11 protein-coding genes, 1 tRNA gene, 2 rRNA genes and 1 pseudogene (1 of these 15 only partly in view) are annotated in these 12,961 nt (G+C 58.1%); 9 read left to right on the forward strand and 6 right to left on the reverse strand.

What is annotated here, in order from left to right; genetic code table 11:
* From ACTG2S_RS03120 to ACTG2S_RS03130, 3 genes are all read left to right on the forward strand, one after another.
* A 23S ribosomal RNA gene (locus tag ACTG2S_RS03120) occupies positions 1-2,144 on the forward strand (it extends 746 nt beyond the left edge of the window).
* Between the two features lie 125 nt (positions 2,145-2,269).
* Positions 2,270-2,384: ribosomal RNA gene (gene rrf, locus ACTG2S_RS03125) — 5S ribosomal RNA — on the forward strand.
* Positions 2,385-2,479: 95 nt separating this feature from the next.
* Positions 2,480-2,556, forward strand: a tRNA-Asp gene (locus tag ACTG2S_RS03130).
* Positions 2,557-3,033: 477 nt separating this feature from the next.
* On the opposite strand, the gene ACTG2S_RS03135 is transcribed toward ACTG2S_RS03130, so the two are convergent.
* A complete protein-coding gene (locus ACTG2S_RS03135; protein ID WP_201998577.1) occupies positions 3,034-3,399 on the reverse strand; it encodes a YijD family membrane protein in 366 nt (121 codons plus the stop codon).
* A gap of 19 nt (positions 3,400-3,418) precedes the next feature.
* Positions 3,419-4,039: an HTH-type transcriptional repressor FabR gene (gene fabR / locus ACTG2S_RS03140; RefSeq protein ID WP_005339921.1), complete on the reverse strand. Its 621-nt coding sequence runs from the start codon at positions 4,037-4,039 to the stop codon at positions 3,419-3,421.
* 147 nt (positions 4,040-4,186) lie between these two features.
* Between fabR and ACTG2S_RS03145 the strand changes: the two are divergent.
* Positions 4,187-5,305, forward strand: a pseudogene (locus tag ACTG2S_RS03145) (fatty acid desaturase).
* A gap of 211 nt (positions 5,306-5,516) precedes the next feature.
* On the opposite strand, the gene ACTG2S_RS03150 reads toward ACTG2S_RS03145, so the two are convergent.
* Positions 5,517-5,672 carry a hypothetical protein gene (locus ACTG2S_RS03150; protein ID WP_005348505.1) on the reverse strand — a complete coding sequence of 52 codons (156 nt, stop codon included), beginning with the start codon at positions 5,670-5,672 and terminating at the stop codon, positions 5,517-5,519.
* Positions 5,673-5,847: 175 nt separating this feature from the next.
* On the opposite strand from ACTG2S_RS03150, the gene ACTG2S_RS03155 reads away from it, so the two are divergent.
* The gene (locus tag ACTG2S_RS03155) at positions 5,848-6,474 is read left to right on the forward strand and encodes a lysoplasmalogenase (protein ID WP_005348507.1); all 627 of its coding nucleotides are present in this window, start codon (positions 5,848-5,850) and stop codon (positions 6,472-6,474) included.
* Positions 6,475-6,552: 78 nt separating this feature from the next.
* Here the strand turns inward: ACTG2S_RS03155 and ACTG2S_RS03160 are convergent, their stop codons facing one another.
* Complete coding sequence (locus ACTG2S_RS03160; protein ID WP_274161694.1) at positions 6,553-8,106, reverse strand: DHA2 family efflux MFS transporter permease subunit; 1,554 nt, start codon at positions 8,104-8,106, stop codon at positions 6,553-6,555.
* A complete protein-coding gene (locus ACTG2S_RS03165; protein WP_005348510.1) occupies positions 8,106-9,158 on the reverse strand; it encodes an HlyD family secretion protein in 1,053 nt (350 codons plus the stop codon). The genes ACTG2S_RS03160 and ACTG2S_RS03165 overlap by 1 nt, the downstream gene beginning before the upstream one ends.
* A gap of 96 nt (positions 9,159-9,254) precedes the next feature.
* Here ACTG2S_RS03165 and ACTG2S_RS03170 point away from each other — a divergent pair, with 96 nt between their 5' ends.
* Together ACTG2S_RS03170 and ACTG2S_RS03175 are read left to right on the forward strand one after the other, a co-directional pair.
* On the forward strand, positions 9,255-10,157 hold the full coding sequence (locus ACTG2S_RS03170) for a LysR family transcriptional regulator (protein ID WP_151287169.1): 903 nt from the start codon (positions 9,255-9,257) through the stop codon (positions 10,155-10,157).
* A gap of 9 nt (positions 10,158-10,166) precedes the next feature.
* Positions 10,167-10,481 (forward strand): putative signal transducing protein, encoded by a 315-nt coding sequence (locus tag ACTG2S_RS03175; protein ID WP_005339933.1) that lies wholly within the window; start codon positions 10,167-10,169, stop codon positions 10,479-10,481.
* A gap of 11 nt (positions 10,482-10,492) precedes the next feature.
* Here the strand turns inward: ACTG2S_RS03175 and ACTG2S_RS03180 are convergent, their stop codons facing one another.
* Positions 10,493-11,776 carry a dicarboxylate/amino acid:cation symporter gene (locus ACTG2S_RS03180; protein WP_151287168.1) on the reverse strand — a complete coding sequence of 428 codons (1,284 nt, stop codon included), beginning with the start codon at positions 11,774-11,776 and terminating at the stop codon, positions 10,493-10,495.
* A gap of 209 nt (positions 11,777-11,985) precedes the next feature.
* Between ACTG2S_RS03180 and ACTG2S_RS03185 the strand changes: the two genes are divergently transcribed.
* The gene (locus tag ACTG2S_RS03185) at positions 11,986-12,231 is read left to right on the forward strand and encodes a YecH family metal-binding protein (RefSeq protein ID WP_274161693.1); all 246 of its coding nucleotides are present in this window, start codon (positions 11,986-11,988) and stop codon (positions 12,229-12,231) included.
* A 99-nt stretch (positions 12,232-12,330) separates the two neighbouring features.
* The gene (locus tag ACTG2S_RS03190; RefSeq protein ID WP_100647036.1) at positions 12,331-12,930 is read left to right on the forward strand and encodes a YhgN family NAAT transporter; all 600 of its coding nucleotides are present in this window, start codon (positions 12,331-12,333) and stop codon (positions 12,928-12,930) included.
* Positions 12,931-12,961 lie beyond the last annotated feature (31 nt).

The raw sequence follows: 12,961 nt of genomic DNA on the forward strand, positions 1-12,961 counted from the left end.
GGGATGACCTGTGGCTGGGGGTGAAAGGCCAATCAAACTCGGAGATAGCTGGTTCTCCCCGAAAGCTATTTAGGTAGCGCCTCGGACGAATACTACTGGGGGTAGAGCACTGTTTGGGCTAGGGGGTCATCCCGACTTACCAACCCCATGCAAACTCCGAATACCAGTAAGTAATATCCGGGAGACACACGGCGGGTGCTAACGTCCGTCGTGAAGAGGGAAACAACCCAGACCGCCGGCTAAGGTCCCAAAGTTCTGGTTAAGTGGGAAACGATGTGGGAAGGCTCAGACAGCTAGGATGTTGGCTTAGAAGCAGCCATCATTTAAAGAAAGCGTAATAGCTCACTAGTCGAGTCGGCCTGCGCGGAAGATGTAACGGGGCTCAAACCAGGCACCGAAGCCGCGGATTCACACTTATGTGTGAGTGGTAGGGGAGCGTTCTGTAAGTCTGCGAAGGTGTATCGAGAGGTATGCTGGAGATATCAGAAGTGCGAATGCTGACGTAAGTAACGATAAAGGGGGTGAAAAGCCTCCTCGCCGGAAGACCAAGGGTTCCTGTCCAACGTTAATCGGGGCAGGGTGAGTCGACCCCTAAGGCGAGGCCGAAAGGCGTAGTCGATGGGAAGCAGGTTAATATTCCTGCACGACTTGTAATTGCGATGGGGGGACGGAGAAGGCTAGGTGGGCCAGGCGACGGTTGTCCTGGTGAAAGTGCGTAGGTGGTGTTTCTAGGCAAATCCGGAGACACAACACTGAGACACGAGACGAACACACTACGGTGTGGAAGCCATTGATGCCCTGCTTCCAGGAAAAGCCTCTAAGCTTCAGATTACAAGTCATCGTACCCCAAACCGACACAGGTGGTCGGGTAGAGAATACCAAGGCGCTTGAGAGAACTCGGGTGAAGGAACTAGGCAAAATAGAACCGTAACTTCGGGAGAAGGTTCGCTCTTGATGGTTAAGTCCCTTGCGGATGGAGCTGTCGGGAGTCGCAGTGACCAGATGGCTGGGACTGTTTATCAAAAACACAGCACTCTGCAAACACGAAAGTGGACGTATAGGGTGTGACACCTGCCCGGTGCCGGAAGGTTAATTGATGGGGTTAGCGCAAGCGAAGCTCTTGATCGAAGCCCCGGTAAACGGCGGCCGTAACTATAACGGTCCTAAGGTAGCGAAATTCCTTGTCGGGTAAGTTCCGACCTGCACGAATGGTGTAACCATGGCCATGCTGTCTCCACCCGAGACTCAGTGAAATCGAATTCGCCGTGAAGATGCGGTGTACCCGCGGCTAGACGGAAAGACCCCGTGAACCTTTACTACAGCTTGGCACTGAACATTGAACCTACATGTGTAGGATAGGTGGGAGGCTTTGAAGGCGTGACGCCAGTTGCGCTGGAGCCGTCCTTGAAATACCACCCTTGTATGTTTGATGTTCTAACGCAGGGCCCTGAATCGGGCTCGCGGACAGTGCCTGGTGGGTAGTTTGACTGGGGCGGTCTCCTCCCAAAGAGTAACGGAGGAGCACGAAGGTTGGCTAATCCTGGTCGGACATCAGGAGGTTAGTGCAATGGCATAAGCCAGCTTAACTGCGAGACGGACAGGTCGAGCAGGTACGAAAGTAGGTCATAGTGATCCGGTGGTTCTGAATGGAAGGGCCATCGCTCAACGGATAAAAGGTACTCCGGGGATAACAGGCTGATACCGCCCAAGAGTTCATATCGACGGCGGTGTTTGGCACCTCGATGTCGGCTCATCACATCCTGGGGCTGAAGTCGGTCCCAAGGGTATGGCTGTTCGCCATTTAAAGTGGTACGCGAGCTGGGTTCAGAACGTCGTGAGACAGTTCGGTCCCTATCTGCCGTGGGCGTTGGATGATTGAAGGGAGTTGCTCCTAGTACGAGAGGACCGGAGTGAACGAACCTCTGGTGTTCGGGTTGTCACGCCAGTGGCACTGCCCGGTAGCTAAGTTCGGAATCGATAACCGCTGAAAGCATCTAAGCGGGAAGCGAGCCCTGAGATGAGTCATCCCTGACCCCTTGAGGGTCCTAAAGGGCCGTTGGAGACCACAACGTTGATAGGCGGGGTGTGTAAGTGCAGCGATGCATTGAGCTAACCCGTACTAATTACCCGTGAGGCTTAACCATACAACACCCAAGAAGTGTTCTAAGGCTTGTAACAGATACCAAGCGAACTACTCAAAATTCAGTGGTAATGACAAAGCAAACTAGCCAAGTTGTTATTCACGTCAGCTTTTCAGATTAAGAATTTGCCTGGCGGCCATAGCGCCGTGGAACCACCTGATCCCATGCCGAACTCAGAAGTGAAACGCGGTAGCGCCGATGGTAGTGTGGCATTCGCCATGCGAGAGTAGGACACTGCCAGGCACCCAATTAAACGGTGATGTGAAAACACATAGCCGGCTGCGAGGATGACACCTCACAAGAAGCAGCAGAAGATTTAGCGAAAGCTAACCGAATGCGGAGCGGTAGTTCAGTCGGTTAGAATACCGGCCTGTCACGCCGGGGGTCGCGGGTTCGAGTCCCGTCCGCTCCGCCACTAATTTGAAGGCCTTCCCGATTGGGAAGGCCTTTTTGCTATGGGCGGTTTGTCCATAAGACCCACATATTTGCACACCAGAATCAACACAAAGCCCGCTCTCACGACCGCGCGTTGGTGTTTTTAGCGTGTTAAACCGCCAATGTCTGGCTTTTACCTGTCGGAAGAATGGCCAGATAGCCGATTATTCCCGCCATTTTCTGGCTATATCCGAGCCTTATCAGCGTCATTTACAGCCATTTGAACGCCTCTACAGATGGTCAAATCAGCCTTCTGCTGCCTGCTGACTACAGGGCAGCTCTATATTGACCACCCCCTCTTCCATTTGCACGTCGATCTTGAAGCCAAGCCGCTTGGCGAGGTTGGGAATACCGAGATTGCCGGATTAATCAGGTACCGTTCAAGCAAAGAGGCCTTCTCGACGGGAAGGCCTCTTTGCTTTATCTATCAGCTGATTACCATCACTCGGTCGATTTATCAGCGCTTCTCTTTGTTGCCAATGCTCAGGCCGAGCTTGATGGAGAGTGCTGCCAGTAACAGCAGCATCATGATCAGGGAGAAGAAGTTGCTGCCAAGCTCCGGGTATTGCACCTTGAGCAGCGCGGAGTGGCCGAAGACACCGATAAAGAAGCAGAGCAGGGTGCAGATGGGGGTGTTGCCCACCATGGGTTCATGGCGATAGTGCTGGAACAGCTGATAGGCCGCCAGCCAGAGGGCAATCAGCGGGAAGAAGGAGAAGGGCACGACTGAGTTTGTCAGTGCGGCCAGAGAGGCATCGCCACAGATACCAATCAGCATGGCCATGGCGAGCGGTTTTTTCGGGATCATAAGCTGTTCAGGCATGTCGTTCTCCATCCTGTGGTCATGGGTGAGGTTCACGGCGCTTCTGGTTTTGTACCTCGGCGCCCATGGCGATCATCCGCAGTTGGCGAATTGTTCGGTCGGAGAGTGCACGGCACTCTTCGCTGGTCATGTCGAGTGCATCGGCACCGGCACTGAAGACGATGGTGACCATGGCTTCTGCCTGGATGTAGGCATCTTCCCGTGGTGCTTCTGTGGTGGCTTCCAGATAATCGGTCAGCTCTGCGATAAAGTGCTGGATTTCGCGAGCCACCGCCTGACGAAAGGCGGCCGAGGTGCCGGAGCGTTCCCGCAGCAGCAGCCGGAAGATGTTGGGGTTGTTCTCGACGAACTCCATAAAGGTCTGCACCGAGGTGCTGATGACACTGCCACCACCGGCAATGCGCTGGCGTGCCTGTCGCATCAGTTGGCGCAAGGTAAGACCTCCTTCGTCAACCAGGGTCAGGCCCAGCTCCTCCATATCGCGAAAGTGGCGATAGAAAGAGGTAGGAGCGATACCCGCTTCGCGAGCGACTTCCCGCAGGCTGAGATTGGAGAAACTCCGATTGGCGCACAGTTGGCTGAATGCAGCATCGATCAATGTACGCCGGGTTTTTTCTTTTTGTTGAGCGCGAATACCCACGAAATCAGTCACCTTCAGCTTAACGAGGACAAATGATAACCCGAAGGCGCCTCAGGATCAGGTTTGTATCCTACTTTTTTACCATTGACCGTGAGGAAATCACCATAGAAAATAGCTAACAGCTGTTCGCTGAAAGGATGCAATGAGATGGCCAGACCCCCCATTATTTTCACCAATACCCTGCTGTTCTCCCTCTCCGGGATAGTGGCGTTGATTGTCGTGCCCTGGTACGGCATGAGCCACGGTTACGATCTCTGGCAGTAGGCCAGTTTCCTGTTGTTGTTCTGCCTGAGTGGTCTATCCATCACCGCAGGCTATCACCGGCTCTGGTCGCACAAGGCCTACAAGGCGCACCCTACTTTGCAGTGGTTGTTTGCCATCGGCGGTGCGTTGGCGCTTCAGAATTCTGCCCTGCACTGGTCGGCCGATCACCGCCGTCACCATCGTCATGTGGATGACAACGATAAAGACCCCTACAGCGCGGGGCGCGGCTTCTGGTATTCCCACATCGGCTGGATGTTGCGGGAGCATCAAGGAGATCGCTATGGCGATTACAATAATGTGCGTGACCTGCAGAACAACCCGGTGGTCGCGTTTCAGCACCGTCACTATCTGACGCTGGCGCTGGCTGCCAATCTGGGGCTGCCGCTGCTGCTCGGCCTATGGCACGGGGATATGCTCGGCATGTTGCTGTTGGCGGGCGTGCTGAGGATGGTGATGACTCACCACACCACCTTCTTCATCAATTCGCTGGCCCACATCTGGGGCAGTCAGCCCTATACCGACCGCAATACCGCTCGCGATAACGGCATCCTGGCTTTTTTCACCTTTGGCGAGGGGTACCACAACTTTCACCACCTGTTCGAGAATGACTACCGCAACGGCATTCACTGGTGGCAGTTCGATCCGACCAAGTGGTTGATTCGGCTCGCCTCCTGGTGCGGTCTGGCGGGGGATCTCAGATCCTCGCCGGAGGAGCGTATCGAACAAGCCCGGCTGCAGATGCAGCTGAAACGGGCACAAGCCAAGTTGCGCAAGCAGGAAGATCGCGAACTGTGGCAGGCGCTGCTGCAGGAGGAGTACGACAAGCTGAGCCAGCAGTTGCAACACTATTACGCCAGTCGCAAGCGGCTGCTGGAGCTGCGCAAGCGCAAGGCGCTGGCGCGCTATGACCGCCTCAAGCTGCAACTGGAGTACCGGGCCCTGCGTGACGGCTTCATCGCTGGTAAACGCAACTGGAGTCGTTTGCTGGCTGGTATTGCATGATGCCGTCCGGTTATCACAGAGACTAAAAGAGAAGACCGCCTGCTGGCGGTCTTCTCTATTTATGATTCAACTCAAGCTAGTTGGCTTGGCTCTGCTGTTGCTGCAACTGATCCAGTGCCTGTTGCTCCTGCTGGCTAAGACCCAGTTGTTCACAGGCCTGCTCAAAGCTAACCCCCGGATGGCACATCATGATATCCAATAACGGGAGGGCTTAGTTGGCTTGGCTCTGCTGTTGCTGCAACTGATCCAGTGCCTGTTGCTCCTGCTGGCTAAGACCCAGTTGTTCACAGGCCTGCTCAAAGCTGATCCCCAGATGGCACATCATGATATCGATGGCGGGCAGATAGTTTTTCATAGCTTCTTCCATGGTGATCCTCCAGACCCGTCACTTATGCCCTGAACCACTCGGGGCGGCAATTAGACTTTAGGCTTAGCCTGCCCATTTGATAAGCACCCCTGCCACTGGGGGAGGGAATTTGTTACCCTGCACCATGATAAAAACGGTTGCCGTATGACTGCGAGCAACAGGTGAGGAGCAGGGCATGTTATTGAGTTTCTTGATCATCGCTTCAGGTTGGTGGCACATCCGTGCGGCCTACGGTTCAGACAGCCGCCAGTTCTATATCAGCAAGCCTCTGACCATGCTGCTTATCATCGCGTTGGCGTTCGGCTACCAGAGTTATGACCACGATGGTTCCCACGCCTGGATCCTGCTCGGCCTTTGTCTCTCGCTGGCGGGCGATGTGCTGCTGATGCTGCCAAGCGATCGCTTCATTCAGGGGTTGGCGGCATTTCTTGTCGCGCATCTCTGCTATATCGTCGGTTTTGCTCAGGGGCCGTTGTTGCTCAATCTGGTGGATGGTTTGCTGCTGTTGCTGATCGCTGGCATGGTTTTTGGCCTGCTGTGGGGCAAGCTGGGGGAGATGCGGATCCCGGTCTTCTGCTACATGCTGGTGATCATTGGCATGGCCTGGGTGGCCGCCGGTGCCTGGCACGCCTCTCTCACTGCCGGTTCGGCCGCCGCTCTGGTGGGGGCGCTGATGTTCCTCTTCTCCGACAGCATGCTGGCGCTCGATCGCTTCCGCCGCCCCTTTCCCCACGCCCGCGCCTGGGTGATGAGCAGCTACTTCGCAGCGCAATTCCTGATTGCAGGGTCGCTGGCGGGATAACGTCTTCTGGTTGAGTGCAGGCAACAGATAACGAAAAACGGGCGCTTGCCCGTTTTTCGTTTTATGCCCTGCGGTTTTTCACGCCTCTAGCGGTTCGGCATCTGCTGCCCGTGGGGCGGGGGATTTGAGCAACAGCATCAGGCCGCTGGCGACCAGCAGGAAGATCCCCATGATGTAGAACACCTGGTTATAGGCCATGATGGCCGCTTCCCGGTTGATGGTGTTGGCGAGTATGGCGTGGGCTTGCTGCTGGGCAATCTCGGGGCCTGAACCCTGCGCCATCATGCTCTGGGCCAGCTGTAGCAGATAGTTTTGCCCCTCGATACTGCTGGCGGCCAGAGTGCTGCCAATCTGTAGCACATGGGTGCGGGTATCGTTGTCGAGCAGGGTCGCAATGATGGCGATACCGAACGCACCACCGAGGTTGCGCAGCACGTTGAGCAGGGTCGAGGAGGAGGGGATCTCGTCGTGGCTCAGGCTGGCGGTGGCGACCAGGGAGAGCGGCACCATGATGAAGGGCTGTCCCAGCGCTCGCACGATGAGCGAATGGATCAGCTGCGGCCCGGCGTAGTCGGCACTCATGTTGACGTTCATAAAGCAGCTGACGGCGAAGATCAGGAAGCCGAAACTCACCAGATAGCGCGGGTCTATCTTGTGGGTCAGTTTGGGCACCAGCGGCAACACCAGCAGTTGCGGCAGCCCCATCCACATCAGGACTTCGCCGATTTCCAGCGCGTTGTAGTTGTGGATCTGGGTCATGTAGAGCGGCAACACATAGATAGATCCCATCAGCGCCATGCCGAGGATCAGATAGGCGAAGCAGGCCAGCGCGAAGCGCGGGTTGTGCAGCAGCCGCAGATTGACCAGCGGGTGACGGCGGATCAGCTGGCTGATAACGAAGAACACCAGCGCCACAGCCGAGATGACCGCCAGTCGCACGATGAAGCTTGAGCCGAACCAGTCTTCCCGGTTGCCCTCTTCCAGTACCACCTCCAGCAAGCCGAGGCCAAGCGCCATGGTGACAATCCCGATGAGGTCTACCCGCTTGATCACGGCCCAGTCCACCGGTTTTTTATCCAGCCCGTGGGCCAGCATGGCCATCACCAGCAGTCCCGGCGGCACGTTGAGATAGAAGATGTAGTGCCACGACATCTGCTCGGTGAGCCAGCCACCGAGGGTCGGGCCGATGGCGGGGGCGAAGGTGGCGCAGAGGCCAAACAGCGCCATGCCGGTGGCCCGCTTCTGTAACGGCAACAGGGTGACGATGAGGGAGAAGGCCATCGGGATCAGCGCCCCGCCGGTGAAGCCCTGCAGCGCCCGGAAGACGATCATGCTGGTGAGGTTCCAACTGAACGAACAGAGCACAGAGGCGGCGATAAAGGCACCGGTGGTCCAGAGCAGGTAGCGGCGCACGCTCAGCCCCCGGCTCAACCAGCCGCTCAGGGGGATGGCGATCATCTCCGCCACCAGATAGGAGGTGGAGATCCAGGAGCTCTCGCTCAGGGTGGCCGACAGGGCCCCCTGAATGTCCTTCAGGGAGGCATTGGTGATCTGGATATCGAGGATGGCCATGAAGGCACCGATAAGGCCCCCCATGACCGCGATCCAGTTGCGACGTGGAATGGGTTCCATCAGTTGGCAGCCACCACGGGATCAGGGGTACGGGTATCCACGATCACTTCGGTAGAGAGACCCGGCAGCAGCTTGCCTGCCAGCGGGCCCGGCTCGGGGATGCGGATCTTGACCGGCACCCGTTGCACGATTTTGGTGAAGTTGCCGGTGGCATTCTCCGGCGGCAGCAGGGCGAACTTGGCGCCGGTCGCCGGGGCCAGGCTGTCGATGATCCCCTCGACCGGTTGATCCGGGTAGGCATCGAGCACCACTTCGACCTTCTGGCCCGGCTGCATATGGGCGAGCTGGGTCTCCTTGAAGTTGGCTTCGACCCACACCTGCTGCAGCGGCACCAGGCTGGCGACCTGCATACCGGACTGGACGTAGAGGCCTTCCCGCAGACTGCGCTTGCCAATGATGCCGTCAGCAGGCGCCCGCAGTTCGGTGTAGCCGAGCTCCAGCTTGGCCTGCTCCAGTTGTGCTTCGCTCAATGCCAGCTTGGCCAGATTCTGTTTGCGCTCGGCATCCAGTACCAGCAGTCGTTCACGAGCCGCCTGCAGGGCGGCTTGGGCCTCCCGGGCTTGCGCCTGATTGACCTGCAGCCCGGCGCGCACTTCGTCCAGACTGTCTTGCGAGCTGTAGTGGCGCTGGTTGAGCTGACTGATCCGGTTGACCTGCTGGCTGGCGCGCAGCTGTTCGGCATTGGCGGAGGCGACCTTGGCCTCGGCTTGCTGGATCAGGCTCAGTTGTTGGGTGCGGGTGGCGGCCAGATTTTCGGCCGTCGCCTGATTGAGGCGCAGGTCGGCTTCGGCCTCCGCGACCCTGGTTTTGTATTCGCGATCATCGAGACGGGCGATCAGTTGGCCCGCTTTGACCGGCTGGTTGTCGGTGACCAGCACTTCGCGGATATAACCGGGCAGTTTGGAGCTGATCCCGGTCACTTCACTTTGCAGATAGGCGTTGTCGGTGCTTTCAAAATAGCGGCCGTGAAGATACCAGTAACCGGCGAACAGCAGACCGAGCAGCGCCAATATCATGGCTGCCAGCAGGGGAATTTTTTTGTGTTGACTCATTTTTGTGATTCCTGAACTTAAGGGGCGCAGGCTAACACTGGTCAACTGTTTCGATTAGTATTGGTTCACGAGATATACAGTTTCACTGGTGCAACAATGGATCTCAATGCCGCGTTAATTCTGGTGCGTATCGTCGACAAGGGCTCGTTTACGGGGGCCGCCCGCGAGCTGGGGATGACCAAGGCGATGGTCAGCCGCCGCATCGCCGAACTGGAACAGCGGCTCGGTGTGCGTCTGCTCTATCGCTCCACCCGTCAGCTCACGTTGACCGAGGAGGGGGAGAAGTACTACCTGCACTGCAGCAAGGCGGTCGATGCCCTGACCGAAGCCGAGCTGATGCTGAGCGCCAGCCAGCAGGAGGTAACCGGCACCCTCAAACTGGCGGTGCCCATCGAGACGGGGCAACTGGTGGTCGGGCGCTTGGTCGCCAAGTTTTTGCAGGCCTATCCCGCCCTGCAGGTGGAGCTGGAACTGACCAACCGGGTGGTGGATCCCATCAGTGAAGGGCTGGATGCGGTGGTGCGGATTGGCGACATGAGCGACTCCAATCTGGCTGCGCGCCGACTCTGGAGCACCGGGAGGCTGCTCTGTGCCAGCCCGGACTATCTGGCCCGTAGTCCGGTCATCGAGCGGCCGGATGATCTGGCCAATCACGAGCGGGTGACGGTGAGCAGCGGGTTTCTCGCCTCTCACTGGTGTTTCGAGCTGGATGGCAGAGAGGTGCTGGTTGACCCCCCATCCCGTTTTCGGGTCAATAATATTACCTGTGCCCGGGAGGCGGCGAAGGCGGGGCTGGGGTTGGCCTCGTTACCCGCTATGCTCTGTCAGGATGAGCTGGCCAGCGGCGAGCTGGTGATCCTGCTGCCAGAGTGGCAGCAACCCAGGGTGCCGATTTATTTGCTGTTTCCGGAGCGGCAACTGATGCCGCGCAAGTTGCGGGCATTCATCGATTTCATGATTGATAACGGTGCCGAGTTTGGCATCGACAAGTTGTTGTAAGGGGGAGCTATGGATAACTGGATCAATCTCTATCGCGCCTCACACACTCTGGAGGCGCACGCGTTGAAAGGGGCGCTGGAGGCGGAAGGGGTGCTGGTGCGCCTCAATGGCGAGGGGCTGTCTGGCGCCCTTGGCGAACTGCCGGTCGACATGTTGCAGGTGACCCTGATGGTGCGGGCCGAGGATCGCAGCAAGGCAGGACGGGTCATCGAGCGTTACCAGCAACGTCAGGGAAACGGCTGGCTGTGCGGCCAGTGCGGGGAGGAGAACGGCGCCAACTTCGACGTCTGCTGGCGCTGTCATCACGATCCCCACGACAGCTGAGCTTTCTTCCGCTAGCGCGGCGGGAACTCGATATCTTCCCCTGCGCTGGCATCGTGATAGGTCGCCAGATCCAGCTCGTTTTCGCTGCGGGCGATCAGCACCGACACCAGAATATCCCCCGATACGTTGACCGTGGTGCGCGCCATGTCGAGGATCCGGTCAATGCCTGCAATCAGTGCCACCCCTTCCAGCGGCAAGCCCACCGCCGTCAGGGTCAGGGTCAGCAGCATCAACCCGGTGCCAGGGGTGCCAGCGGTGCCGATACTGGCCAGGGTAGCGATGCTGATGATGGTCAGGTAATCGACCAAGTGCAGATCCACACCGAATGCCTGAGCCACGAACAGCGCAGTCACTCCCTGATAGAGGGCGGTGCCATCCATGTTGATGGTGGCGCCGATGGGCAGCACCTTGGCGGTGATGGCGGGGGAGACTCCCAGCCGCTTCTCGGCGCAGGCCAGACTGATGGGCAGGGTGGAGTTGCTGGAACTGCTGGTGAAGGCCACCGCCTGTGCATCAACGATGCTCTTGAAGTAGTGCAGCGGATTGAGCCGTGCCAACAGGAGCAGCAGAGTGCTGTAGACCCCGAGCACGTGCAGCAGGCAGCCGAGGTAGACGGCGCCGATCACCTTGAGCAGCGGTAGCAGCAGGTCGAGGCCGTACTTGCCGGTCATCCAGGCCATCAGGGCGCAGACACCGTAAGGGGCGAGCGCCATCACCATCTGGGTCAGCTTGAACATCCCCTCTGCCAGCGAGGTGAAGAAGAGGATGGCGGGACGGCCACGGCGACCGCTGGCATTGAGGGCGACCGCCAGCGCCACCGCAAAGACGATCACTTGCAGGATCTTGCCATCCACCATCGCCTGTACCGGGTTACTCGGCACCAGATGGCTCAGCACGCTGGCCAGGGTGGGTGGTTCCGACATACCGACCCGCTCATAGGGGCCCATGTCGGCCCCCATGCCGGGTTCCAGCAGCCAGCCCATCATCAGGCCAATGCAGATGGCGATGGCGGTCGAACAGAAGTAGAGGCAGATCGCCTTACTGCCGATGCGATCGAGGGCCTTGCCCTTGAGCAGCGAGGTGAGACCGGCGATGACCGAGCAGAAAATGAGGGGCACCATCAGCATCTGGATGGTGTTGACGAACAGGACGCCAAGGGGCTTGAGCAGCAGGGCTTGCTCTTCAAAGCCGACGCCCAGACCCACCCCTGTCAGCATGCCGATCAGGGTCTTGAGCCAGAGTGGTCGGCGGGTCCAGATCTGCCAGGGCTTGAGAGCCTCTCCATGGAACAGCATGACGCCAATATCCTTATACATTGTCTGCGATGGCCAAAAAGGGGCGCCAGTGTAGCGATCCCTGACGCGGGTTGCCACATTATCGACAAAGCGGTGGCGGTGACCACTCCCCTGACCAGGTAATGCGCAATTTATTGGCCTATATCAAGATCCCTCCGGGCGGGGAGATATTTAATTGGCATTAAATATGTTCATTATTGAGGTGAGAGATGTCGCAATCGGTTCATGGTCACGAAGTGATGGAAATGATGCTGGCGCAAGGGGGGCAATTTACCCCTGCCAGCCTGAAACAGGCGATGGCCGAGCGGTTCGGTGCCGAGGCCCGTTTTCATACCTGCAGCGCCAGCGAGATGGATGCGGAAGCGCTGATCGACTTTCTGGTCGCCCGCGGCAAATTCATCGACTCGGCAGAGGGCTTCCAGACCCGCGCCGACAAGATCTGCAACCACGGTTAATCCCGCTGCGAGCGCATCATGGCGCTCGCTCAATTCTTCGCCCTTTGCTATATTTCGCCCCTTCTCTTTTCCCTATTCAGGGCGTAGCCCGGGCGTTGTATGGATACTTTTTCTGCCGCAGTCATGCTGTTTTTGATCATGGACCCGCTGGGCAACCTGCCGGTCTTCCTCTCTATCCTGCGTCATATCGATCCCAAGCGACGTCGCAAGGTGATGATCCGCGAGCTGCTCTTCTCGCTGGCCATCATGATGCTGTTCCTGTTCGTCGGTCAGCAGATCCTCGGTTTCCTCAACCTGCGGCAGGAGGCGGTCAGCATTGCGGGGGGCATTATCCTGTTCCTGATCGCCATCAAGATGATCTTCCCCAGTGAGGGGGGCGTGACCGGGCTGGCGGCGGGCGAGGAGCCCTTCCTGGTGCCGATGGCGATCCCGATGATCGCCGGTCCCTCGATCCTCGCCTCTTTGATGCTGCTGGCCAATCAGGAGCCCAGCCGGATGGTGGACTGGTCGCTGGCGCTCTTTATGGCCTGGGCCGCCAGCGCGGTGATCCTGATGTTCTACGAGGTATTCAACAAGCTGCTGGGTGAGCGGGGACTCACTGCGGTGGAACGGCTGATGGGCATGCTGCTGGTGATGATCTCGGTCCAGATGTTGCTGGACGGGGTACATCACTACCTGGCGGTGACCGGTCAGGGCTGAGCGGTTTACATCTTGAAGTGAATGAAACGGG

This window comes from Aeromonas sp. 82P (genome assembly GCF_051919365.1).
Classification (GTDB): Bacteria; Pseudomonadota; Gammaproteobacteria; order Enterobacterales; family Aeromonadaceae; genus Aeromonas; species Aeromonas veronii.